General features: G+C 73.1%; 24 protein-coding genes. 15 read left to right on the plus strand and 9 right to left on the minus strand.

All coding sequences use genetic code 11. The features are described 5' to 3' along the window. The first annotated feature begins 330 nt into the window (after positions 1 to 330). From eccD to AB0N73_RS14715, 3 genes are read left to right on the plus strand one after another with little or no spacing between them, the layout of a single operon-like run. On the plus strand, positions 331 to 1,671 hold the full coding sequence (eccD, locus tag AB0N73_RS14705; protein ID WP_363564783.1) for a type VII secretion integral membrane protein EccD: 1,341 nt from the start codon (positions 331 to 333) through the stop codon (positions 1,669 to 1,671). A 4-nt stretch (positions 1,672 to 1,675) separates the two neighbouring features. Next, positions 1,676 to 3,013 (plus strand): type VII secretion protein EccB, encoded by a 1,338-nt coding sequence (gene eccB / locus AB0N73_RS14710; RefSeq protein ID WP_363564785.1) that lies wholly within the window; start codon positions 1,676 to 1,678, stop codon positions 3,011 to 3,013. A gap of 5 nt (positions 3,014 to 3,018) precedes the next feature. Beyond that, the gene (locus tag AB0N73_RS14715) at positions 3,019 to 4,377 is read left to right on the plus strand and encodes a S8 family serine peptidase (RefSeq protein ID WP_363564787.1); all 1,359 of its coding nucleotides are present in this window, start codon (positions 3,019 to 3,021) and stop codon (positions 4,375 to 4,377) included. 7 nt (positions 4,378 to 4,384) lie between these two features. Here the strand turns inward: AB0N73_RS14715 and AB0N73_RS14720 are convergent, their stop codons facing one another. From AB0N73_RS14720 to AB0N73_RS14760, 9 genes are all read right to left on the minus strand, one after another. Continuing rightward, positions 4,385 to 5,449 (minus strand): FHA domain-containing protein, encoded by a 1,065-nt coding sequence (locus AB0N73_RS14720; RefSeq protein WP_363564789.1) that lies wholly within the window; start codon positions 5,447 to 5,449, stop codon positions 4,385 to 4,387. 89 nt (positions 5,450 to 5,538) lie between these two features. Continuing rightward, on the minus strand, positions 5,539 to 5,904 hold the full coding sequence (locus AB0N73_RS14725) for a hypothetical protein (protein WP_363564791.1): 366 nt from the start codon (positions 5,902 to 5,904) through the stop codon (positions 5,539 to 5,541). 17 nt (positions 5,905 to 5,921) lie between these two features. Then, positions 5,922 to 6,980 (minus strand): hypothetical protein, encoded by a 1,059-nt coding sequence (locus tag AB0N73_RS14730; protein ID WP_363564793.1) that lies wholly within the window; start codon positions 6,978 to 6,980, stop codon positions 5,922 to 5,924. A gap of 123 nt (positions 6,981 to 7,103) precedes the next feature. Continuing rightward, positions 7,104 to 8,489, minus strand: coding sequence for a glycine--tRNA ligase (locus AB0N73_RS14735; protein ID WP_363564795.1), 1,386 nt, complete (start codon positions 8,487 to 8,489; stop codon positions 7,104 to 7,106). Positions 8,490 to 8,597: 108 nt separating this feature from the next. Next, positions 8,598 to 9,113, minus strand: a complete 516-nt coding sequence (locus AB0N73_RS14740) for a hypothetical protein (protein ID WP_363564797.1) — start codon at positions 9,111 to 9,113, stop codon at positions 8,598 to 8,600. Beyond that, complete coding sequence (gene menC, locus AB0N73_RS14745; protein WP_363564799.1) at positions 9,110 to 10,243, minus strand: o-succinylbenzoate synthase; 1,134 nt, start codon at positions 10,241 to 10,243, stop codon at positions 9,110 to 9,112. Before menC ends, AB0N73_RS14740 begins: the two co-directional genes overlap by 4 nt. A gap of 50 nt (positions 10,244 to 10,293) precedes the next feature. Next, positions 10,294 to 10,860, minus strand: a complete 567-nt coding sequence (locus tag AB0N73_RS14750) for an HhH-GPD-type base excision DNA repair protein (RefSeq protein ID WP_363564801.1) — start codon at positions 10,858 to 10,860, stop codon at positions 10,294 to 10,296. A 9-nt stretch (positions 10,861 to 10,869) separates the two neighbouring features. After that, a complete protein-coding gene (locus tag AB0N73_RS14755) occupies positions 10,870 to 11,493 on the minus strand; it encodes a hypothetical protein (RefSeq protein ID WP_363564803.1) in 624 nt (207 codons plus the stop codon). A 40-nt stretch (positions 11,494 to 11,533) separates the two neighbouring features. Further along, entirely contained in the window at positions 11,534 to 12,820 is a 1,287-nt protein-coding gene (locus tag AB0N73_RS14760; RefSeq protein WP_363564805.1) for a glutamyl-tRNA reductase, read from the minus strand. 106 nt (positions 12,821 to 12,926) lie between these two features. Between AB0N73_RS14760 and hemE the strand changes: the two genes are divergently transcribed. The 12 genes from hemE (at position 12,927) to AB0N73_RS14820 (ending at position 22,487) form a co-directional block, all read left to right on the plus strand. Then, positions 12,927 to 13,997 carry a uroporphyrinogen decarboxylase gene (gene hemE / locus AB0N73_RS14765; protein ID WP_363564807.1) on the plus strand — a complete coding sequence of 357 codons (1,071 nt, stop codon included), beginning with the start codon at positions 12,927 to 12,929 and terminating at the stop codon, positions 13,995 to 13,997. Next, complete coding sequence (locus tag AB0N73_RS14770; RefSeq protein WP_363564809.1) at positions 13,994 to 15,541, plus strand: FAD-dependent oxidoreductase; 1,548 nt, start codon at positions 13,994 to 13,996, stop codon at positions 15,539 to 15,541. The genes hemE and AB0N73_RS14770 overlap by 4 nt, the downstream gene beginning before the upstream one ends. Positions 15,542 to 15,629: 88 nt before the next feature. Beyond that, a complete protein-coding gene (locus AB0N73_RS14775; protein WP_363564811.1) occupies positions 15,630 to 16,022 on the plus strand; it encodes a hypothetical protein in 393 nt (130 codons plus the stop codon). A 1-nt stretch (position 16,023) separates the two neighbouring features. Further along, positions 16,024 to 16,425, plus strand: a complete 402-nt coding sequence (locus AB0N73_RS14780; RefSeq protein ID WP_363564813.1) for a phage holin family protein — start codon at positions 16,024 to 16,026, stop codon at positions 16,423 to 16,425. Further along, positions 16,422 to 16,694, plus strand: a complete 273-nt coding sequence (locus AB0N73_RS14785; RefSeq protein ID WP_363564815.1) for a hypothetical protein — start codon at positions 16,422 to 16,424, stop codon at positions 16,692 to 16,694. The genes AB0N73_RS14780 and AB0N73_RS14785 overlap by 4 nt, the downstream gene beginning before the upstream one ends. A gap of 42 nt (positions 16,695 to 16,736) precedes the next feature. Then, complete coding sequence (hemQ, locus tag AB0N73_RS14790; RefSeq protein ID WP_363564817.1) at positions 16,737 to 17,414, plus strand: hydrogen peroxide-dependent heme synthase; 678 nt, start codon at positions 16,737 to 16,739, stop codon at positions 17,412 to 17,414. Further along, on the plus strand, positions 17,411 to 18,394 hold the full coding sequence (gene hemC, locus AB0N73_RS14795) for a hydroxymethylbilane synthase (protein ID WP_363564819.1): 984 nt from the start codon (positions 17,411 to 17,413) through the stop codon (positions 18,392 to 18,394). The genes hemQ and hemC overlap by 4 nt, the downstream gene beginning before the upstream one ends. Before the next feature lie 11 nt (positions 18,395 to 18,405). Beyond that, the gene (locus AB0N73_RS14800) at positions 18,406 to 19,209 is read left to right on the plus strand and encodes a uroporphyrinogen-III synthase (protein WP_363564821.1); all 804 of its coding nucleotides are present in this window, start codon (positions 18,406 to 18,408) and stop codon (positions 19,207 to 19,209) included. After that, the gene (gene hemB, locus AB0N73_RS14805; RefSeq protein ID WP_363564823.1) at positions 19,206 to 20,189 is read left to right on the plus strand and encodes a porphobilinogen synthase; all 984 of its coding nucleotides are present in this window, start codon (positions 19,206 to 19,208) and stop codon (positions 20,187 to 20,189) included. The genes AB0N73_RS14800 and hemB overlap by 4 nt, the downstream gene beginning before the upstream one ends. Before the next feature lie 112 nt (positions 20,190 to 20,301). Continuing rightward, positions 20,302 to 21,633 (plus strand): glutamate-1-semialdehyde 2,1-aminomutase, encoded by a 1,332-nt coding sequence (locus AB0N73_RS14810; RefSeq protein WP_363564825.1) that lies wholly within the window; start codon positions 20,302 to 20,304, stop codon positions 21,631 to 21,633. Between the two features lie 108 nt (positions 21,634 to 21,741). Then, positions 21,742 to 22,173: a YbaB/EbfC family nucleoid-associated protein gene (locus AB0N73_RS14815; protein WP_363564827.1), complete on the plus strand. Its 432-nt coding sequence runs from the start codon at positions 21,742 to 21,744 to the stop codon at positions 22,171 to 22,173. Then, positions 22,170 to 22,487, plus strand: a complete 318-nt coding sequence (locus tag AB0N73_RS14820) for a hypothetical protein (RefSeq protein WP_363564829.1) — start codon at positions 22,170 to 22,172, stop codon at positions 22,485 to 22,487. Before AB0N73_RS14815 ends, AB0N73_RS14820 begins: the two co-directional genes overlap by 4 nt.

Consider the following 22,487-nt stretch of genomic DNA (forward strand, 5'->3'; position numbering starts at 1 on the left):
CCGTGTTGACCGCCTGGGCACCGCGCTTAAGGGCACCTTCTTCAGCGGAGATCTGATCTGCCACGACTTCCCCCTTTTTCCTGTTCGATGGGCGTTCTGTGTCAGCCGCGCTCCACCGGGAGGTGTGTTGATGCCGACGTGTCCCACGCTAGGGATCGGGCGGCGCGCGCAGCATCCATCCACAGGCCGAACGCATGAGAGTTCTCTCACTCGCACGTCTTCCCCAGCCGTGTCAACGTCGCACGGACGGCGTCACGGCGGCCAGTAGACTGACCGCGCGAGCAGACACTGCCTCATCCTGACGCTCGAGCTCGAGGGGGAAACCGCACCGTGGCCCAGACCATCAGCGCGCCGCGCGCGCTCCTGCGGATCTCCGTGCAGAGCGAGGGGCGCCGTCTCGACATCGGCGTCCCGGCGCACGTGCCGCTCATCGAGTTCATGCCCGGCTTCGCGCGAAGCCTCGGCGTCCTCGACCCGACGATGACCTACGCCGGCTACGCGCTGCAGAAGGCGGACGGCACGGTGCTCGACGCCGCCCAGGGGGCGGCGCCGCAGGGCGTCTCGGACGGCGATGTGCTGACCCTCGCGCGCGGCGGGCTGCTGGCGCAGCCGCGCGTCTACGACGACATCGTCGAGGCGGTCATCGACGCCACGGGCGAGCAGAACCGCCCGTGGAGCACGCAGGACAATGCGCGCACCGCACTCGCCGTCAGCCTGACGCTGCTCGGCATCTGCGCGCTGCTGCTGCTGGCCGCCGGACCCGCGCTCGGTCTGGGCGCGTTGATCGCCGGTGGCGGGGCCGTCGTCCTCGTGACCGTCGCGGCTGTCGTGGCGCGGCTCGGCCAGCTGGAGGCAGGGCAGGGTCTCGGCATCGCCGCGGCCGTGTTCGCCGCCCTCGCGGGGTACCTGGCGGTCCCCGCCGACCTCTCACTCTGGGGATGGCCGCTCGCGGCCGCAGGCCTGGGCATGCTCGTGATCGGCGGCACATCGCTCGCGCTCATGCCCGACCGCGCCGAGATCCAGCTGGTACCGGTGGCGATCGGCGGTGTGATCGGCCTGACCGCGCTCATCGCGGCGCTCATGCCGGGCTCGGAGATCACCGCCTACGCCCTCATGATCGGTGTGGTCTCGACCCTGGCCGGTGCGCTGCCGTGGCTCGTGCTCAGCTCCACGCGCATCAAGGTCATCTCGCCCCAGAGCGATGCCGACGTGTTCGCCGACCCGACCCCGATCGATGCCGACGACGTCAAGCGCCGCGCGGCCGTCGGCCAGCGCACCCTCGTGTCCCTGCGGGTCGCTCTGGGCGTGGTCGTCCTGGTGGCGACGCCCCTCGTCGCTGCCGAGGGCACGATCGGTGCGCTGCTGTGCACCCTTGCCTTCCTCGGGATGATGTTCCCCTCGCGCCAGACCTACGCCCGCGCCGGCGTGCTGGCCATCATGGCGGTCGGCACCGTCGGCCTGGCCGTCTCCGGGCTCACGGTGTCGCTGACCCAGCCCGGCCTGCGTCTCGCGCTGCTGATCGTGCTGGGCGTCGCCGCGGCGATCGTGGTCACCGTGACTTTGCTCTCGCCGCGGGCACGCACCCGCCTGGCGCGGTTGGCCGACACGGTGGAGCTCGTCCTGTTGGCGCTCCTCCTCCCGCTCGGCGTGATCGCGTCCGGGCTGGTCTGACGGCATGGCGACCAAGAACGACCTCATCGAGGCGCAGACCTTCTCGCGCCGGCGTCTGCTCACCGCGTTCGTCAGCGGCGCGCCCGGCGGCAAGGAGTTGGAGCCCACGGCCCCCATGCGCGCCGTCATCGCCGCCATCGCGCTGACCGTCGCGGTCATCCTCGTGGGCGTGTTCTGGGGCCTCATCCGCCCGGGCCTGCCCAACGGGTGGGACAACGGCAAGCTCATCCTCGTGAGCGACACCGGAGCACGGTTCATCACGCAGGACGGCGTGCTGCACCCCGTCATCAACACGGCGAGCGCGCGTCTGCTCCTTCCCTCCACCGACTACTCCGTCATCACGACCGACCAGGGCAACCTCGACGGCGTGGCACTGGGGGACACCCTCGGCATCGTCGGCGCGCCCGACGAGCTGCCCACGCCCGGCGGGCTCGCCAACACCGGCTGGAGCGCGTGCGTCACGGACGACGCCGCGCTGGACGTGCGCATCGGCACGCGGGCCCCCGCTGCCGCCGACGGGCAGGCGGTCGTCGTCGACTCGGGCGGCGAGCGGTTCATCATCGCGGGCGAGCGCAGCTATGCGGTGCCGCGCGACGGTGGCGACGCGGTGCTGCGCGCCGCGGGGATCACCTCGCTGAACCCGGTCGACGTTCCGGCGGACTGGCTCAACCTCTTCCTCCCCGGGGCGGATCTCACCCCGCTCACCGTCACCGGCGCCGGCTCCGCCGTCTCCGGTTCCGATTTCCGGGTGGGCGATGTGCTCCACACGACCGGCGATCCCGAGAACGAACGGCTGCTGGTGCAGCCGGACGGCACGCTCGCCGAGCTCACGCCGCTCGGCTGGCAGCTGTACCAGCTGGGGGGCGCCGACGGCGACGTCATCGAGGTCACCCCGGCGCAGACCTCCGCGCTGCCCAGCGCCTCCCGCCCCGCCGGCGGCGAGGACTGGCCGGCCACGGGCTTCGCCGCCGCCGCGACCGGCGAGCGGGCCTGCGCGGTGCTGGTCGGCGACGGCACGTCGTCGCGCACCGTGCTCGCGACGCGCTCCGCGGACGCCGAGATGTCGGCCCAGGTGTACGTCGAACCCGGCAGCGGTGCGCTCGTGCGCGCCGGCGGGCGCGGCGAGCAGAACACGGCACTGGTGACGCTGGTCGACGCCACCGGCACCGCCTTCGCGCTCCCGGGCGCCACCGAGGAGACGATCGCCCGACTCGGCTACACCGTCACCGACATCGGGTCGGCGAGCGACGGCTGGATAGATCTGCTGAAGACCGGGCCCGCGCTCACCGAGGAAGCAGCGGGCGTGTCTCCGGGCGTCGAGAGCGCCGCGGGCGGCGAGTGAACGCCATGTCCTCCGACCGACGGCACTCGCCTCCGGCACCCGCGGGTGCGCGCCGATGGCGGCGCCGGGTGGCCGGTGCGGCGGTGGCGGCGTTGGTGGGTGCGAGCGGCCTCGTGGCCGCGGCGCCCGCATCCGCTCTCGTGCCCATGTCGGCCGCCGAGCAGTGCACCGCGAGCACGCGCATCGATCAGCCCGTGCCCGCGCTCAGCTTCATGCAGAGCGAGCTGGCGTGGGGGGTCACGCGCGGCGCGGGTGTGACGGTGGCCGTCGTCGATTCCGGCGTCAACGCGGCGAACCCGCATCTCGCGGGCGTCGTGGTGGGCGGCATCGATCTCGTCGGTGACGGCGGAGCGCCGGACGGAACGACCGACGTGTACGGGCACGGCACGGCGATCGCCGGGCAGATCGCCGCGCAGAAGATCGACGGATCGGGAGTCGTCGGTCTCGCGCCCGACGCCGACATCCTCGCGGTGCGCGTGTTCGGCGGCGTCGACCAGCGACAGATCGAGGCCGGCTTCGGGCCCTCGCCGTCGCGGCTGGCCGCCGGTATCCGATGGGCCGCGGATCAGGGCGCGCAGATCATCAACGTGTCGATGAGCACGACCTCGAACGATCCAGAGCTCGCCGATGCGGCCGCCTACGCGGCTGCGCGCGGCAGCCTCGTGGTGGGAAGCGCCGGCAACCGGAACAACGTGCTGTCGATCGAGCAGAGCGAAGCGGATGTGGCGCGCTACCCCGCGGGCTCGCCCGGCGTGCTCGGGGTGGCGGCGGCCGACCTCGACGGGGTCGTGACCGACGCGAGCATCCACGGTCCGCACGTGTCGATCGCCGCGCTCGGTCAGGGGATCCTGACCGCCTCCGCGATCGGCGGGGACTGCACCTACGCCGGCGAGGAGCCGGCCACCAGCTACGCCGCGGGCTACGTGTCGGCGGCGGCCGCCCTCGTCGCCGCGGCCCACCCGGACGAGACGCCCGAGCAGTGGGCGTACCGGCTGACCGCGACCGCGGTGCGTGCCGACCCCGACCGGCGCGAGGACGGTGCCGGATGGGGCATGGTGCAGCCGTACGACGCCATCGTCCTCATCCCCGGTGAGGGCATCCGCGGACCCCTCAGCCCGTTCGCCGACGGTGCCGGTGCGCCGCCGACGGACCCCGCCGCCGAACCGGTGCGCGTCGTCCACCGCACGCCGGCGGATGCGGAGGCCATCTGGCTGGGAGCGACGGCGGGCATCGGCGGGCTGATCCTGCTCGCCGGCATCGGTGCGCTGGGCGTCTTCGTCTCGCGCCGACGGGCCGACGCGCACGCCACGCCGCAGCGGACCGGGCGTGGACTGTACGGCGACCGTTCCGAGGACGCGGGCTGATCGCGCCTCAGGCGCCCTGACGCAGCAGCACGATCGCGTCGCCGAGCACGAACCGCTCGACGACCGGCGCCGTCGCCTCGGGCTTCAAGGCGCGCTCGTCGCCCTCGGCGGTGACGACGCTGACGCCGTTGGTCGACCCGAGGTCGGTGATGGTCCACCCCTGGTCGTTCCACTGCAGGCGCGCGTGCTCTTTCGAGACGGTGCGGCCCTCATCCGAGACCGCGACGTACTGCACGCCGGACTCGGCGACGCGCGGATTGCGGCCGAGGACGATGGTGCGCGCCGCGATCGGCACGGCGCGGCCGTCGGGGAGCGTGAGCGCCCAGCCCTCGGGGGCGCGCACGATCGCGGTGGCGTCCTCGTCCGCGCCGCGCCGGGCGCGCCGGGTGAGGGGCGCGGGCTCCTCGCTCGCCACGCGCGCGGGCGCGGGCGGCACGACCGGCGGCGATACGGCCGCGGCCGGTGCGGGAGGGGTGGGTGCGGGAAGGGCGGGTGCCGGGGCGCCGGCCGCCGGTGCCACCGGCGCGACGGGGGCCGCGGGGGGAATCGGGGCCGCGGGAGACGCGGACGCCGCGGGCGGAACCGCCGGGGCCGGCGGCACCGGCGCGCTCGCAGCCGGGAGCGGGGCGGCGGGCGCCGGAGGGGCGACCGCGAACACCGGCGCGGGGCGCCCGGGGGCCACGGCGGGTGCGGCGGGAGCGTCGACCGCGGGGCGGGCTCCGGCGAAGAGCATGGCCCATACGGGCGGCAGCAGCACGGCCAGCACGGTCGACCCGGCGCCGCGTCCCGCGTCGCTGTTGATGCGGTGCGCGGCGACGACCTTGAGGAACACGGCGTAGAGGTTGACCACGGGCACGGCGTACAGCGCGACCTTGACCGGGTCCACGCGGCCCAGGCGGAAGAGCTCGGCTTCGTTCATGACCGGCACCCAGGCGCGCCACGGATCGACGTCGTGCACGGCGAACACCCGCGCGAGTCCGAGCGCGTACCAGACGTGCCAGGCGCCGCCCACGATCAGAGCCGCCGCGAACGAGACGGCGGCGACGACGGCGAGAGTGGTCGAGGCGTCCACGTCGCTCCTTCTTCTCCATCGGGTGGGATGTGCTCTTCGACGTTAGCGCGTCGACGCCCACGCGGAATCGCGCTGGCGGATGGGGCGGGTCAGGCGGTAGGGCGGGAGCCGAGCGTGTCGAGGCGCCGGTGCAGCTCGTCGAGGATCTGCGCGGCCTCGCCGAGCGGGTCGGGCGCGTCGGGGTCGGCGGCCGCGTCTTCGCGCAGCTCGGCCGCCGTGACGCGGACACGGGTCGCGGCGTGCGCGCGCAGGCGTTCGGCGTCGGCGGTGCCGTCGGTGCCGTCGAACACCGCCTCGACGGCGGTCTCGCCGCTGTCGATCCGCTCCTGGATGCGGCGCCACTCCGGCCCCAGGCGACCCGAGCGCGCGGCGTCGGCGCGGTTGAGATCGCGGGTGCGGTCCTGTTCGCGGTCCGCATCGACGAAGTCCATGAGCTCCTGCAGGGCGTCCTCCATGCGGCTCCGAGGGTCGGTCACTGCACCGCCCGGTTCGCCGCGACCACGAGGTCTTCGAGCGCCATGACGGCACGCATGAGCTTCTGGCGAGCATCGGCCAGGTCGTCGACCGCGTCCAGGATGGCGCCGATCAGCGTGTTCACGGTGCGCAGGTAGAAGAACACCTTCTGCAGGGCGTCGGCCGCTTCGCCGGCCGCCGTCGCGCCGCCCGTCGGGATCGAGCTCTCGACCAGCATGCGACGCAGCCGTTCCGAGACCCGCTGCAGCGCCAGCGTGATGCCGGCCGATGCCCGGGCTGCCACGTGCTGCACCGCGGCCACGCGGCTCGACACCTGTTCGAACGCGTAACCGAGGGCGACGGCCCCGCCGCTGATGGCGGTCATCGCGCGCCCGAACGCGTCGGCGCCCTCGCCCTTCCAGCCGTCGAGCTGGGAGGAGAGCATCGACACGTTGGCGGCGACCTCCATGACCGCGTCGGCCTCGTACGCCCATGCCTGTGAGGCCGCATCCACACTGCCCCAGTCGCCGCCGAGCGGGCCGGCGACGTACTCGTCGAGGATGCGGTAGCCCAGCAGGGTCTCGGCGATGTGGTCGACGTCGCCCAGCAACAACTGCGCGCGACGGCAGAGCTCCTTCACGGGGTCGCCCGCGGGCTGCGGTGCGATCAAGTGGCTGGCCGGGTCGACCGTCTCGCCGGGACCGGCGGTCGCGGTCGCCTCGTCGGTGTCGTCGAGGTCGGGGAAGGGGGAGAGCGCGTCGTCGCCGAAGCGGATCGAGAGGGCGCGCAGCGCCTCATAGGCTCGGCGGTCGGCGTCGACGTAGTCGTGCAGCGTCGCAGAGGCCCCCTCGGAGCCCCACTGCGCGAGACGCCCGGCTGCGCGCAACGCCTGGGCGCCGGCATCCGCGATCTCATCGCCCAGCGGCTGCAGGACCTGGAGGATGCGTCCCGGCGCGGGGGTGGCGAGTCGGCCCTGTGTCTCGAGGTAGCCCGCCATGCGTTCGAGATGGCCGTGCTGGCGCTCGAGAAGCGAGGCGCCATCGTTCAGCTGGGTGTAGCTGACGGCGAGATCGCTCACGGCCGAGTCCTCCGTCGTCAGGGGTCCGCAGATGACCCCGGGGGGTGCGGGGCCGTGTGCCTACGGTAGGTGATCCGGCGCCGCGGTGTCGGAATCTCTCCACAGGCCCGCGGCGCCCGGTCGTCACGCTCCGCGCAGGCGCTCCGCGAGGTAGGAGTGCAGCTCGTCGAGGGGCACGCGCTCCTGGGTCATCGTGTCGCGTTCGCGCACGGTGACCGCGCGGTCCTCGAGCGAATCGAAGTCGATCGTCACGCAGAACGGCGTGCCGATCTCGTCCTGCCGACGGTAGCGGCGTCCGATGGCGCCGGCGTCGTCGAAGTCGACGTTCCAGTCGCTGCGGAGGTCGGCCGCCACCTCGCGCGCCAGGGGGGACAGCCGCTCGTTGCGGCTGAGCGGCAGAACCGCGACCTTCACGGGGGCCAGGCGCGGGTCGAGCTTCAGCACGGTGCGGGTGTCGGTGCCGCCCTTGGCGTTGGGCACCTCTTCCTCGCGGTACGCGTCGACGAGGAAGGCCATCATCGCGCGCGTCAGGCCGAAGGACGGCTCGATGACGAACGGCGTGAACGTGGTGTTGGAGGCCTGGTCGAAGTACGACAGCTTCTGGCCGGATGCTTCCGAGTGGCTCGTGAGGTCGTAGTCGGTGCGGTTGGCGACGCCCATGAGCTCGCCCCACTCCTTGCCGGTGAAGCCGAACCGGTACTCGACGTCGATCGTGCCGGCGGAGTAGTGCGCGCGGTCCTCGGCGGGCACATCGAAGCGCCGCAGGTTGTCGGCGTCGATGCCCAGGTCGATGAACCAGTTCCAGCACGCCTCGACCCAGTGCTCGAACCACTCCTGCGCCTCCTCGGGGGGCGTGAAGTACTCGATCTCCATCTGCTCGAACTCGCGGGTGCGGAAGATGAAGTTGCCGGGGGTGATCTCGTTCCGGAACGCCTTGCCGACCTGGCCGACGCCGAACGGCGGCTTCTTGCGGCTGGCGGTGAGCACGTTGGAGAAGTTGATGAAGATGCCCTGGGCGGTCTCGGGGCGCAGGTAGTTCAGCCCCGAGTCGTCGTCGACCACGCCGAGGTACGTCTTCATCAGTCCCGAGAAGGACTTGGGCTCGGTGTACTGGCCCTTCGTGCCGCAGTTCGGGCAGGGGACGTCGGCCAGGCCGTTCTCGGCTGTGCGGCCCTTCCGTGCCTCGAAGTCCTCGACGAGGGTGTCGGCGCGGAAGCGCTTGTGGCAGTGCAGGCACTCCACGAGCGGGTCGGTGAAGGTCGCGACGTGACCGGAGGCCTCCCACACGCGCTTGGGCAGGATGACCGAGGAGTCCAGGCCCACCATGTCGCCGCGCCCGCGGACGAACGTCTGCCACCACTGCCGACGGATGTTCTCCTTCAGCTCGGTGCCCAGGGGCCCGTAGTCCCACGCGGAGCGGGATCCGCCGTAGATCTCGCCCGCCTGGAAGACGAACCCGCGGTGGCGGGCCAGGGCGATGACTTTGTCGAGTCGGGACTGTTCGGCCATGGTGGCTCCAATGGTCGCGGAGGAACGGGGCGCGCGAAGAGACGCAGCGGTGCGGCGCGGGGTGCTCCGATTCTAGTCGGCGCGCCGGGCGGCGTTGCTCGGACGGGATCAGCCGCAGGCCGCGGCGACGCGCGCCGCGATCACGCCGGTCGGGTCGTCGACGGCGGTGACGGCGATACCGATGGCCGCGCCGAGCGCGAAGCCGATCGTGGCGGTGGCTCCGTCACCCGCCGACGTCGGGCTGCCCGTCGCCGACGGTGAGCCGGCGCGAGCCGCCCCATCCGCTGCGCAGTCGATGGGCGGCAGTGCGACGACGATCTCGGCGCTGCGACCGGCCGTCACCTCGATGCCGCCCGAGGCGGACTTGCGGCCGATGCCGTCGAAGTGGGGGTCGTCGATCCGGATGCGGCTGAGCGCGAGGTTCTCGTCGGTGCTGTTCTCCACCCAGAGCCGCACCTGATCGCTCTGCTGCGCAGGGGTGGCGGGCAGCAACGTGGCCGTGATGCCGGAGGGCAGCGCGGTGGCGCTGGGCGCAGGTTTGGGCTGCACTCCGCAGCCGGCGAGCACGAGGACCAGGGCGGTGAGAGCCGTCAGGGCGACCGCTGTGCGGGGCCGCGGCGTCACCGGCGGATCACCTCTCGGGCGACGGTCACGGCATCGATCGCCGCCTCATCCACCTCGACGCCGATACCGGGGCCCGACGGCACGCGCACGTGGCCGTCGGTGAGCGTCATCGGCTCGGTCACGATGTCGCGGTGGTAGAAGCGGTCGGACGCCGACACGTCGCCGGTGAGGGTGAAGCCGGGGAGCGCCGCGAGGGCGGCGTTCGCCGCGCGGCCGATGCCCGTCTCGAGCATCCCGCCGCACCAGACCGGCACGCCCGCCGCGCGGCACACGTCGTGCACGCGGACGGCCTCGAGGTATCCGCCCACCCGGCCGGCCTTGATGTTGACGATCGCGGCCGCTCCGAGGTCGATCGCGTCGGCGGCGGCTTTGGCCGAGGTGATCGACTCGTCGAGGCAGACGGGGGTGCGCACGAGCCGCGCGAGCTGTGCGTGGTCGACGAGATCGTCCTCCGCGAGCGGCTGCTCCAGAAGCAGCAGGTCGAAGCGGTCGAGCTCGGCGAGGAGCGCGGCGTCGGCCAGGGTGTACGCGGAGTTCGCGTCGACCTGCAGCGGGATGTCGCCGAACGCCTCGCGCACCGCGCGGGTGGGCGCGACGTCGCGCCCCGGTGCGATCTTGATCTTGATGCGCTCGTACCCCTGGGCGAGGTATCCGCCGACGGCGGCCACGAGCGCCGCGGGATCGGCCTGGATGCCCACCGACACCCCCGAGGGCACTCGCTCGCGGACGGCGCCGAGGTGGCGGGCGAGCGAGACGCCGGCGGTGCGCAGGCTCGCGTCCAGCACCGCGAGCTCGAGGCCGGCCTTCGCCATCCGGTGACCGACGAAGGGCGCGAGGATGCGCGCGACGTCCGGCGGTGACACGGTGCCCGCGGCCAGCAGTGCCGGGGCCAGCCATCGCACCGTCACATCCCATGCGCCCTGCGTGTACTCGCTCGAGTACAGGGGCGCGTTCTGCGTGACGATCTCGCCCCATCCGTCGGCGCCCGACCCGAGCGTGCGCAGGACGATGACCTCGCGGACGGTCTCGGTGCCGAAGGATGTGGTGAAGGGGCTGACCAGCGGAAGGTGCAGCACGCGCAGCTCGAGGCCATCGAGCGCGACGGAGGGGGACTCCCCCGGAGTGTGCATGGGGGAAGCGTAACCGGGCACTCCCTATGCCCGCGCTGAATGCCGGCGGGTCAGGCCTTGGCTGCGGCCTTCGCGGCGCGCTTGTTCTCGCGCACGCGCGCGAGGGATTCGGGGCTGGTGATGTCGGCGACGGAGCGGAACGACCCCTCCTCCCCGTAGGCGCCGGCGGCTTCGCGCCAGCCCGCGCCGGTGAACCCGCACTGCTTTCCGAGGAGGGCGAGGAAGATCTTCGCCTTCTGTTCACCGAAGCCGGGGAGGGCCTTCAGGCGCCGCAGCACCGTCGGGCCGTCCGGGTCGCCGGTCGTCCAGAGGGCGGATGCGTCGCCGTGCCAGTTCTCGACGAGATCAGCGCACAGCTTCTGCACCCGCGCCGCCATCGAGCCCGGGTAGCGATGCACGGCGGGCGTCTGCGAGAACGCGGCGGCGAACGCCTCCGGGTCGTAGGCGGCGATCGCCGCCGCATCGAGGGTGCCGACCCGCTCGAGGATCTTGGCGGGACCGGCGAAGGCCGTCTCCATCGCCACCTGCTGGTCGAGCAGCATCCCGATGAGCAGAGCCAGCGGGTTCTCGGACAGCAGCGTGTCGGCGGCCGCATCGTCGGTGATGTGCAGACTCATGGGTCCAGCCTATTCTCGGCCTCGCTCCACCGGTGGGCGACGGCGCAGCTCCGCGTCCGCGGGCGGTGCGGGATGCGGGAGCACCGTCGCCGTCCTTCGCGCGAAGCGCTCATCGGTCGGGTCGATCGTCCGGACGCGCCGATAGCGGTCGACGACAGAGAACCCGTCGACCGAGAGTGCGAGGGCATCGAACGCCGTCTCGGTGTCCGCGTAGCGGCCGGGGCCGCCGTTGAGCCGCTCCAGCAGCGCCAGCGCGTCCCGTGCGCTCAGCGCGCGCAGATCGTGACCGTCGATCAGCAGCGGGCGGTCCGCGAGGGGCGACATGATCCCGACCAGGCGGTCGCCGGCGTAGCTCAGCACGAGGCCGCTCTCGTCGCGGGTCTCGGTGACGGCGTCGGCGTCCGGGCCGTTCTCCGCGTAGGCCGCGACCAGGGCGGCTTTCTCCTCCGAGCTCATCGCGCCGCCGAACATCTCGAGCGTCTCGAGGAGCAGCGCGTCGGCGGCCCGGTCGTTCCCGCGTGCGGTCACGGTGCCGTAGACGTCGGAGAGGGCGTCGACCTCGGCCGCCGACATCCCGAACACGAGCCGCCCCAGCCCGACCCGCGGGCGTAGGGTCCAGTCCTCATGCGACATGGCGATCCCGTCCGGGCGTCCGGTGTCAGGTGTGGCCGTGTCAGCCGGCCAACGGGGATGCGGCGGCGTCGTCCTCGCCGTCGTCGACCGTGATGTCGAAGAGCAGCTCGAGGGCGGCGACGTACTCGTCGGCCCGGCCCTGCTCGGCCAGGGTGTGCGCGCGGGTCGTGGGCGTGTGCAGCAGACGCCCCACGAGGTGGCGCAGCGCCTGCTCGGTGCGGCCGTCGTCACCGCGGCGCTGGGCGCGGGCGACCTCGGACTCCATGAGCTCGAGCAGGTGGGCGCGCAGTGCCACGACCGCCGGGGTCACCGTGCGGCGTTCGCCGACGACGGTGAAGCGCTGCACGGCGTCGCGCACGAGCGCCCGTGCGGCATCCGTCGCCTGCAGCTCCTCGAGCGGGGCGTGCAGACGGATGGTCTCGAGGTCGAGCAGGTCGGTGTGCGGTGCGCCCGCGACATCGGGGTCGACGTTGCGGGGCAGGCCGAGATCGATTACCAGCCGCCGCGCTGCGGGCGAGGGCGCGTCGAAGACGCCGGTGAACACCGACGCATCGAGCACGGGATGCTCGGCGCTGGTGCAGGTGATGACGAGATCCGACAGGCGCGCGGCGTGGGCGAACGCCTCGGCATCCGCCACGGCGACGCCGTGCTTGCGTGCGAAGCGCTCGCCGCGCCCCGAGGGGGAGTGCACGGTGATGTCTTCGACGCCCTTGTCGCGGAGCGCCGCGAGGGTGGCGGCGGCGTAGGCACCGGTGCCCACCAGGAGTACGCGCAGGCGGGACCAGTCCGCGAAGCGGCCGTCGGCGAGATCGAGCGCGAGCCGCACGAGCGAGCGGCCGGCGCGGCCGATCGCCGTGCCGTTCTTGACGTCGCGCTGCGTCTCGGAGGCCCGCTGGAACAGCCGCTCCAGCTCGCCCGAGGTCGTGCCGTCGCTGCGCGCCTCGGTGAGGGCGCGGCGCACCTGGCCGGCGATCTCGCCCTCGCCCACCACGACCGACTCGAGTCCGGAGGCGACCGAGAACAGGTGGGCCGCCACATCCGCGCCCGAGATGACCTCGTACGATCCGTCGAGCTCGGCGGCGGGCACCCCGGTGGCCGATTCGATGGCCAGGAGTGCGGCCTCGAGTCCGACCGCGCTGGCGGCGGTGACGGGCTCGTCCATGTCGACGTACGCCTCGAACCGGTTGCAGGTGGCGACGACCACGGCCCCCTGCACGCACTCGTCGTGCGCGGCGATGAGGGGCGCGATGCGGGTCGTCTGGGTGCTGAGTCGCTCCAAGAGCTCGAACGATGCGGTCTTGTGACTCGCGCTCACACACAGCAGCACCCGTTCATTCTACGCCCGCCCGCTGACCGGGGCCCGAGAGCCGCCGATGGCGGACGGATGCAGGCCGGTGGGGCATCCGGGTATCCGCACGGGTGGGGATGGGAGGATGGGCGCCGTGAGCTCCACCACTGAGTCCGTCGTCCCGGTCGGCCCCGCCGCATCCCCGCTCGTCCGCGCGCTGCGGGGGGAGCGCACCGACCGGTTGCCGGTGTGGTTCATGCGCCAGGCCGGTCGCTCGCTGCCCGAGTACCGCGAGCTGCGCGTCGGCACGCGCATGCTCGACGCCTGCCTGACCCCGGATCTCGCCGCCGAGATCACACTGCAGCCGGTGCGCCGGCACGGGGTCGATGCGGGCATCTTCTTCAGCGACATCGTCGTGCCGCTGCGCCTGGCCGGCATCTCGGTCGAGATCGAGCCGGGCCGCGGCCCGGTGTTCGCCGACCCGGTGCGGACGGCCTCGGATGTGGCGCGCATCGTGCAGATCGACCCCGAGGTCGTCGCGCAGGCCGAGCCCATCCGCGAGGCCGTGCGCCTCGTGGTCGCCGAGCTCGGCGACACCCCTCTGATCGGATTCGCCGGCGCACCCTTCACGCTCGCCGCCTACCTCGTCGAGGGCGGGCCGTCGAAGGAGCACCTGCGCGCCCGGGCCATGATGCACGCGGACCCCGAGTCGTGGCACGCGCTCGCCGGCTGGCTGGCGCGCGTCTCGCGCGCATTCCTGGGCGCGCAGACCGACGCCGGCGTCTCGGCGGTGCAGCTGTTCGACTCGTGGGCGGGCTCGCTCTCCGTCGCCGACTACCGCGCCTTCGTCGCTCCGCACTCGCGCGCCGCGCTCGCCGGCGCCGGTGCGCCCCGCATCCACTTCGGTGTCGGCACCAATCACCTCCTGCCCGACATGCGGCTGGAGGGCACCACGGATGCTGTGGGCGTCGACTGGCGCACGCCGCTGGATGAGGCCGCCCGGGTGCTCGGCCCCGACGTCACCGTGCAGGGCAACATCGACCCGGCGCTCCTCCAAGCCCCGTGGGAGGTCATCGAGGCGCACGTGCGCGACGTGGTCGAGCGCGGCCGCGCGGCCCGCGCCCACATCCTGAACCTGGGTCACGGCGTGCCGCCCGAGACCGACCCGGACGTGCTGACCCGCATCGTGGCGCTCGCGCACGAGGTGGGCGTGTGAGTGCGGCCGAGCCGCTCGAAGAGCTCGCCGCGCACGCCCGCGACATCCGCGTGGTCGTCATCGGCGGCGGCGTCGCGGGTCTGGTCTCGGCGCTGGAGTTCGCCAAGGTCGGCATGCGCGTCACGGTGCTCGAATCGGACGACCGGCTCGGCGGCGTCGTGCGCGACGCCGAGGTAGCCGGGCTCCGCCTCGACGTCGGCGCCGAGAGCTTCGCCACGCGGGGCGGCACGGTGGCGGCGCTCCTCGACGAGCTCGGGCTCGCGGACCGCGTGGCCCTGCCGCATCCCGGCGGGGCCTGGGTCGCGGGGCTCCCGGGCGGCGACGCCGCACCGCTGCCGGTGGGCGGCGTGCTGGGGATCCCCGACAACCCGTGGGACCCCGCCGTCCGGCGCATCATCGGATGGGGCGGCGCGTGGCGCGCGTACCTCGACCGCGTGCGGCCGCCGCTCACGATCGGCCACGACCGCTCGCTCGGCCACCTGGTGCGTTCGCGGATGGGCGCCGCGGTGCACGACAGGCTCGTGGCCCCCGTCACGAGCGGCGTCTACTCGGCGCGTCCGGACGACATCGACGTGGATGTGGCCGCGCCCGGCCTGAACGCCGCGCTGACGCGGGTGGGCTCGCTCAGCGGCGCCGTCGCCGAGCTGCGCGGCGGTCGCACGGTGGCGCCCGGCGGCGCCGTCGCGGGCATCGACGGCGGCATGGCGCGTCTCGTCGATGCGCTGGTCGCCCGGCTCGACGCGCTCGGCGTGCGGCTGCACACGGGCGTCGCTGTCGAGGCGATCCGTGCCGACGGCGACGGATGGCGCGTGGTGACCGGCGACGAGCACGCGGCCGGTGCGCGCCCCGGCGCGGATGCGGTGCCCCCCGAGGGCGACCCGCTCCCGCTCGCCGACGACGCCCCCGACGAGGACGACGCGTTCCGCGCGGATGCCGTGGTCGTGGCGACCACCGAGGCCGAGGCGCGCCGGCTGCTCGCGCCGGTCGTGCCGCTGCTGGACCCCGACACCGCGCCGTCGCCCGTGGTCGAGATCGTCACGCTCGTGCTGGACGCCCCCGCCCTCGACGCGCGCCCCCGCGGCAACGGGGTGCTGACCGTCGCGCACAGCCACCGTGCCAAGGCGCTGACCCACGCCAGCGCGAAGTGGGGGTGGGTGGCGGAGGCCGCGGGCCCCGGCATCCACGTCGTGCGGGTGTCGTTCGGGACGCAGGACGAAGCGCCCGCCACCGCCGACCTCGACGACGCCCAGGCCGCCGCGCTGGCGCTCGAGGAGGCGTCGACCCTGCTGGGCGTGCCGCTTCGAGCCGACGCCCTCCGCGGCGCGCACCGCGAACGCTACGTGCAGTCCCAGCCGGGGTCCGCGATCGGACGGGCGGCGACCGTGGCCGCTGCCCGCGGTGCGATCCGGGCCGTCTCCGGGATCGGCGCCGTCGGCGCCTGGCTCTCGGGCACGGGGCTCGCGCAGGTCGTGCCCGACGCCCGCGACGAGGCCGAGCGGCTGCGCCGGTCGGTGCTGTGGGGACGCGTCGGATCTCAGGAGTGAGACCGATTGTCAACGGGATAACCCGAGAGGCATACAGCGATACGCTGGGCCACATCAGCTCCATCCACCCCGAACGTGAGGAGACCCCATGAGGGGCAAGGCAGGACTCGTCATCGGACTGGCGGCGGGCTACGTGCTGGGAACGCGCGCCGGCCGTGAGCGCTATGAGCAGATCAAAGAGCAGGCGCTCAAGGTCTGGAATCTCGACCCCGTGCAGAAGCAGGTCTCCAAGGTGCAGGACTTCGGCAAGTCCGCCCTGCTGGCACTGCCGAACGCGCTGTGGAGCGGAGCTGTCAAGATCACCAAGGCAGCGACGACCTCCGGCACCCCCGGGCAGCGTCTCGATGCGGCGCTCGACGCCGGCGAAGACGCCGCGGACGACGTGAGCGCCGCCGCGAAGACGTCCGCGGATGCCGCAGAGGACGCCGTCACGAAGGCGACGACGCGCGCGAAGCGCGCCGGTACGGACGCCGGGAAGTGACATGACGACCCCCCGAGGCTTCCGAGACAAGTCCGACGAGAGCCTGCTGACCCTCGTCGGGGAGATCCCCGAGCTGGTGCGCAACCTCATCGTCGCCGAGATCGACGCGGCGAAGAAGTGGGCGTCGAAGGCGGCCAAGAACGCCGGCATCGGTGCCGGGTGGATCGTCGGCGCGCTGTTCATCCTGTTCTGGTCCGTGCCGGCCCTGGGCGCCTTCATCATCGCCGGCCTGTCGTCCTGGTGGCCGGTCTGGCTGTCGGCGCTCGTGCTCTTCGGGGCGATGCTGCTGATCGCGATCGTGCTGGCGCTGCTCGGCTTCCTGCGCTTCAAGCGCATCGGCAAGGACAACCCCGCATCCCACATCGCCGAAGACGTGCGAACCGTCAAGGAGGCAGGCCGATGAGCGCTCCCGTCCCCGTCCCGCGCACCGCCGTCCCCCTGGGGATCACCGACCCGGTCGAGAAGGCGCGCGCCGAGCTGAAGGCGGCACTCGCCGCCATCGAGGAGAAGGGCAATCTGCCGCGACGGGTGAACCGTGCGGCCGAGAAGCGCATCTCGAGCCTGCGCCGATTCGCGCGCAGCGAGCCCGCCGCCGCGACGGCTCTCGTCGTCGGCGTCGCCGTCGGTGTCGGAGCCGCGGTCTGGGGTGCGATCCGTCTGTACGTGCGCTGAGGCCTGTTTGGCACGCTCGCCCGGCGGGGGGAGACTGGACCCATGAGTGACGTCGTCGAGTCCCCCGCATCGCAGTACACCCTCTGGGCCGTGTTCCGCCGCGACCCGGGGGCGCCGGCTGTCGACGCCGACGACAACGATCTGCGCGCCGTCGTCGAGCACCTCGAAGCGGGCGGCGTCACCGTCCGCGGTTTCTACGACGTCAGCGGACTGCGTGCCGACGCCGACCTCATGGTCTGGGTGCACGGCCCGGTGGCCGAGGACCTGCAGCGGGCCGTGCGCCGCCTGCGCCGCACCGACCTCATCAGTCCCCTGCTGCCGGTGTGGAACGCGATGGGCGTGCACCGGGATGCCGAGTTCAACCGCTCCCACGTGCCCGGATTCCTGCGCGGCGAGCACGCCCGGGAATGGCTGACGGTCTACCCGTTCGTGCGCAGCTACGAGTGGTACCTGCTGCCCGAGGACGATCGCCGTCGGATGCTGGCCGACCACGGTCGGAAGGGCGCGGCCTTCACCGACGTCGTCGCCAACACCGTCGCCTCGTTCGCCCTCGGCGACTACGAATGGCTGCTGCCGATGGAAGCCGACGAGCTCACCGACCTCGTCGACATGATGCGGGAGCTGCGGTACACCGAGGCGCGCCGACACGTGCGCGAGGAGGTTCCCTTCTTCACCGGTCGTCGCATCCCGACCTCGGCTATCGCCGAGGTGCTGGCGTGAGCGGCGTCATCCGTCTGGGAACACGTCGCAGCGCGCTCGCGACCGCGCAGTCGCAGCAGACGGCCACGGCCCTCGCCGCCATCGCGGGTCGCCCCGTCGAGCTCGTGCCGATCACCTCCGAGGGCGACGTGTCCCGCGCATCCCTCTCGGAGCTCGGCGGCCGCGGCGTCTTCGCGACGCGGCTGCGCGAGGCGCTCCTGGCCGGTCAGTGCGACCTGCTGGTGCATTCGCTCAAGGATCTGCCGACCGAGCCCGCGCCGGGACTCGTGATCGCCGCCATCCCGCCCCGCGAGGATGCCCGCGACGTCGTCATCACCCGGGACGGCCGTCCCCTCCACGAGATGGCGGCCGGCGCCGTGGTGGGCACCGGATCACCGCGCCGCATCGCTCAGCTGGCGGTGCGCAATCGCGCGGTGCGCGCGCAGGACATCCGCGGCAACGTCGACTCGCGCCTGGGTCGGGTGCGCAGCGGCGAATTGGATGCCGTGGTCCTCGCAGCCGCGGGCCTGGCGAGGCTCGCGGGTGTCCCCGACGACCTCCGTGCCGAGTCGATGGGGTTGGCCGAGTGGCCCACGGCGCCCGGGCAGGGCGCTCTCGCCGTCGAGACGCGCGCCGATGCGCCGCCGGAGCTGCTCGCGGCCATCGCGGGGCTCGACGATCTCGCGACCCGCATCGCGGTGACGGCCGAGCGCGCGGTCCTCGCCGGATTGGATGCGGGGTGCCACGCCCCCGTCGGCGTGCACGCCGACGTCGTGGCGGACGGACTGCGGGTGCGGGCGGTCGTCTATGCGACCGACGGCAGCCAGCGCCTGGGGCTCGACCGAACCCTGAGTGCGCAAGCCGAGTATGCTGGGAATTCGGGCAGCGGCGATGGTGCAGAGGCTGCCGGCGACGATGACCCGGTAGGGCGCGCAGAGCGCTTCGGCCGGGGGATCGCGCTCGAGCTGCTCGACCGAGGAGCAGCGGACGTCTCACCATGAAAGCCGAAGCCATGCATGAAGAGCCCCGACGGCACGACGCCGCCAAGCCCCTGACGGGGTGGCGCGTGCTCGTTCCTCGCGGTGGTCCGTGGGGCGACGGCGTCGCCGCGACGCTGCGCGCCCAGGGCGCGGTCCCGGTCGTGGCCCCGCTGATCAACTTCGCCCCGGCCGACGATGTGACCACCCTCGAGAAGGCCCTCGCGGACCTCGCCGCCGGCGCGTTCGACTGGCTCACCATGACCAGCGCCACCACGGTCGACGTGCTCTTCGCCTACCGCGCCGTCATCCCGCCCCAGACCAAGGTCGCCGCGGTCGGCGAGACCACGGCGGCGGCGCTGCAGGCCGCGGGGTACCGGGTCGATCTGGTGCCCGATCGCGACAACTCCGCCGCCGGCATGGCCGAGCAGATGATCGCCCTCGAGCCCGAGGCCCGCGACATCCTCACCCTCCGCAGCGAGATCGCGAAGCCGGTGCTCACCCGCAAGCTCATCGAGGCGGGGCATCGCGTCCGCAGCGTCGTGGCCTACCGCACGGTCGGCGTCCCGGTGACCGAGCGCATCGCCAAGGACGTCGCCTCGGGGCGCATCAACGCCGTGCTCGTCACGAGCGGTTCGGTCGCCGAACAGGTGCGCCTGCAGTTCCCGACCATCCCCGACGACACCGTCATCGCCGCGATCGGACCGCAGACGGCCGAGGACGCGCGGCGCGCGGGTCTCAGCGTCGACGTGGTCGCCGGGAGGCAGACCGTCGACGCGCTGATCGACGCGGTGTCGCAGTTCGCGCTGCCCCACGCCGCGGACGAGTTCCAGCCGTGAGCTTCCCCTCCCACCGGCCGCGGCGACTGAGGCAGTCGCCGGCCGTGCGGCGACTCGCGCGCGAGACGCATCTCGTGCCGTCGCAGCTCGTGCTCCCCATGTTCGTGCGCGAGGGCGTGACCGAGGCGGTGCCGATCGGTTCGATGCCCGGCGTCGTGCAGCACTCGCTCGATTCGTTGCGGCGGGCGGCGGTGGATGCGGCCGCCGCCGGCGTCGGCGGCGTCATGCTGTTCGGCGTTCCCGCGGTGCGCGACGCGATCGGATCGGGCGCCGACGACCCCGACGGCATCCTCAACGTCGCGACGGCGGCGCTGCGCGCCGAGGTCGGCGATGCCCTGGTGGTGCAGACCGACCTGTGCCTCGACGAGTTCACCGACCACGGGCACTGCGGCGTGCTGCGGGCCGACGGTGCCGTCGACAACGACGCGACGCTGGAGCGGTACGCCGCCATGGCCCTCGCCCAGGCGCAGGCGGGATCCCACCTGCTGGGGCTGTCGGGCATGATGGACGGCCAGGTCGCCCACGTCCGTGCGGCGCTCGAGGCGGAGGGCTTCGTCGACACGCTCGTGCTGGCCTACGCCGCCAAGTACGCGGGGGCGTTCTACGGCCCGTTCCGCGAGGCCGTCGACTCGCAGCTGCAGGGCGATCGGCGCACCTACCAGCTGGATCCGGCGAATGCGCGCGAGGGTGTCCGCGAAGCCGTCGAGGATGTGGCCGAGGGCGCCGACATCGTCATGGTGAAGCCGGCGATGCCGTATCTCGACGTGCTCGCCGACGTGCGACGCGCGGTGGACGTGCCCGTCTGGGCGTACCAGGTCTCGGGCGAGTACGCCATGATCGAGGCCGCCGCGGCCCACGGCTGGATCGACCGCCGCGGCGCGGTCACGGAGTCGTTGCTCGGCATCCGGCGCGCCGGTGCCGACGCCATCCTCACGTACTGGGCGGTCGAGGCCGCCCACTGGCTGCGCGACGCGCTGTGACCGCGGCCCCCGCCATCCTCCCGCTCGGAGCGCGACGCGGTCCTCGGAGGATCGCGTCGCAGGGCTCCGGGAAGAACCGCATCCTCCGAGAAGCACGACGGAAGGGTCTCGCATGAGCGACCGCAATGACGAGCTGTTCGCGCACGCGCGCGAGGTCATCCCGGGCGGGGTCAACTCGCCCGTCCGCGCCTACGGATCGGTGGGCGGATCGCCCCGCTTCCTGGCGTCGGCGCAGGGCCCGTACGTGACGGATGCCGCCGGCACCTCCTACGTCGACCTCGTCGCCTCGTGGGGTCCGGCACTGCTCGGCCATGCGCACCCCGAGGTCGTGCGCGCCGTGCAGGAGGCGGCCACGCGGGGGCTGTCGTTCGGCGCTCCGACCGAGGGCGAGGTCGACCTCGCCGCGCTGATCGCCGAGCGTGTGCGGGTGGGCGATGCCGCGCCCATCGAACGCGTGCGCCTGGTCTCGACCGGCACCGAGTCCACGATGACCGCCATCCGGCTGGCGCGCGGGTTCACCGGACGCGACCTGCTCGTGAAGTTCGCGGGTCACTACCACGGGCACTCCGACGGCCTGCTCGCAGCGGCGGGCTCGGGCGTCGCCACGCTCGCCCTGCCGGGCTCGGCGGGAGTTCCCGCGCCGATCGCGGCGCAGACCCTCGTCATCGACTACAACGACCTCGACCAGGTGCGCGAGGTGTTCGCCGTGCACGGCGATCGGATCGCCGCCGTCATCGTCGAGGCCGCCGCGGCCAACATGGGCGTCGTCGCCCCCGACCCGGGCTTCAACGCCGCGCTGGCCGACATCGCTCATGCGCACGGCGCGCTGCTGATCCTCGACGAGGTGCTCACCGGGTTCCGCGTGCACCCCGCCGGATACTGGGGTCTGCAGCAGGAGGCGGGTGAGCGTTACACCCCCGACCTCGTGACCTTCGGCAAGGTCGTCGGTGGCGGGATGCCGCTGGCCGCTCTCGGCGGTCGCGCCGACGTCATGGACCACCTCGCGCCGGTCGGCCCCGTCTACCAGGCCGGAACCCTGTCGGGCAATCCGCTCTCGGTCGCCGCGGGCCTGGCCACGCTGCGCCGCGCGACGCCCGACGTCTACGCGCGCGTGGATGCGGCCGCATCCGCCGTCGCGACGGCGCTGTCGGGAGCGCTCGAGATCGCGGGGGTGACGCACGCCGTGCCGCGCGCCGGCAACCTGTTCGGCGTCGTGTTCGCGCCCGAGGCGCCGCGGACGTACGCGGGCGCCACCGCGCAGGAGGCGTGGCGCTACCGGCCGTTCTTCCACGCGATGCTGGATGCGGGCGTCTCGCTGCCGCCGAGCGTGTTCGAGGCCTGGTTCCTGACGGCCGCGCACGACGACGATGCGCTGTCGCGCGTGCTCGAGGCGCTACCGATCGCCGCGCGCGCCGCCGCCGCGGCCGAGCGCCCGGAGGCCTGACGCGGCGCGCGACGCGAACCTCGATGCTGCCGTGTGGATAAGGCCGATGGAGGCCGTGCGTCTGGCTAGGCTCACGGAAGACTTCCTCGTTTCCTCGAAAGGTGTCGGATGGATGCCGCCCAGATCATCACGACGATCGCCGCACAGCTGTCGCAGGCGACGCAGCTGTCGGCCGTCGCCGACGAGCTCGCCGGGCAGATCGCGCAGTTGCGCGGTGTCGGATCGAGCGAGGACCGCGAGGTGACGGTCACCGTCGACCACCACGGCATCCCCGTCGACATCACGGTGCACGACGCCGCGCTCGCCAGTGACGGGCAGCAGGTGGGGGCGATGGTGCTCGCCGCGACCCAGCGGGCGATCGAGGACGTCCAGGCCCAGGCCGAGCCGATCCGTGCCGCCATGCTGCAGCCCCACACCGCCGTGCCGATGCGCGAAGACCTGGGAGACCGCATCCAGGAGCTCCTCACCCGTGTCGAGGACCTCGAACGGGGCGTACCAGGCGACCGAACCGACCGAGACGGAGAGGGGGGACGACGATGAGCAATCTGGACGTCCAGATCGAGGCGTTGGAATCGCACACCGCGAAACTCGCCGAAGGCGGGGAACGCATCGGGGAGGTGGCGGGTGCCGCGCTCACGTCGGTGGCGTTGCAGCCCGTGGCGTTCGGGCTGATGTGCTCGTTCCTCGTCCCCGTCGTCATGACGCAGCAGGCCGCGGCGCTCGCCGGCATGGGCGCGCTCAGCGCGGCGGTGGCCGCCGAGGGCGCGGCGATCAAAGCTGCGGCGCTCGGATACCGGGCCGCCGACTCCGAGCTCGCCGACAAGATCCGTCGCCTCATCGACATGGAGGGCTGA

Origin of the sequence: Microbacterium sp. NPDC089189 (genome assembly GCF_040685095.1) — a bacterium.
In the GTDB taxonomy this organism is placed as follows: Bacteria; Actinomycetota; Actinomycetes; order Actinomycetales; family Microbacteriaceae; genus Microbacterium.

Coding starts and splice junctions, on each gene's coding strand:
- eccB (WP_363564785.1), top strand. CDS start 1,676: ATGGCGACCAAGAACGACCTCATCGAGGCGCAGACCTTCTCGCGCCGG.
- AB0N73_RS14715 (WP_363564787.1), top strand. CDS start 3,019: ATGTCCTCCGACCGACGGCACTCGCCTCCGGCACCCGCGGGTGCGCGC.
- AB0N73_RS14725 (WP_363564791.1), bottom strand. CDS start 5,904: ATGGAGGACGCCCTGCAGGAGCTCATGGACTTCGTCGATGCGGACCGC.
- AB0N73_RS14735 (WP_363564795.1), bottom strand. CDS start 8,489: ATGGCCGAACAGTCCCGACTCGACAAAGTCATCGCCCTGGCCCGCCAC.
- menC (WP_363564799.1), bottom strand. CDS start 10,243: ATGCACACTCCGGGGGAGTCCCCCTCCGTCGCGCTCGATGGCCTCGAG.
- AB0N73_RS14750 (WP_363564801.1), bottom strand. CDS start 10,860: ATGAGTCTGCACATCACCGACGATGCGGCCGCCGACACGCTGCTGTCC.
- AB0N73_RS14755 (WP_363564803.1), bottom strand. CDS start 11,493: ATGTCGCATGAGGACTGGACCCTACGCCCGCGGGTCGGGCTGGGGCGG.
- hemE (WP_363564807.1), top strand. CDS start 12,927: ATGGGCGCCGTGAGCTCCACCACTGAGTCCGTCGTCCCGGTCGGCCCC.
- AB0N73_RS14775 (WP_363564811.1), top strand. CDS start 15,630: ATGAGGGGCAAGGCAGGACTCGTCATCGGACTGGCGGCGGGCTACGTG.
- AB0N73_RS14780 (WP_363564813.1), top strand. CDS start 16,024: ATGACGACCCCCCGAGGCTTCCGAGACAAGTCCGACGAGAGCCTGCTG.
- AB0N73_RS14785 (WP_363564815.1), top strand. CDS start 16,422: ATGAGCGCTCCCGTCCCCGTCCCGCGCACCGCCGTCCCCCTGGGGATC.
- hemQ (WP_363564817.1), top strand. CDS start 16,737: ATGAGTGACGTCGTCGAGTCCCCCGCATCGCAGTACACCCTCTGGGCC.
- AB0N73_RS14800 (WP_363564821.1), top strand. CDS start 18,406: ATGCATGAAGAGCCCCGACGGCACGACGCCGCCAAGCCCCTGACGGGG.
- AB0N73_RS14810 (WP_363564825.1), top strand. CDS start 20,302: ATGAGCGACCGCAATGACGAGCTGTTCGCGCACGCGCGCGAGGTCATC.
- AB0N73_RS14815 (WP_363564827.1), top strand. CDS start 21,742: ATGGATGCCGCCCAGATCATCACGACGATCGCCGCACAGCTGTCGCAG.
- AB0N73_RS14820 (WP_363564829.1), top strand. CDS start 22,170: ATGAGCAATCTGGACGTCCAGATCGAGGCGTTGGAATCGCACACCGCG.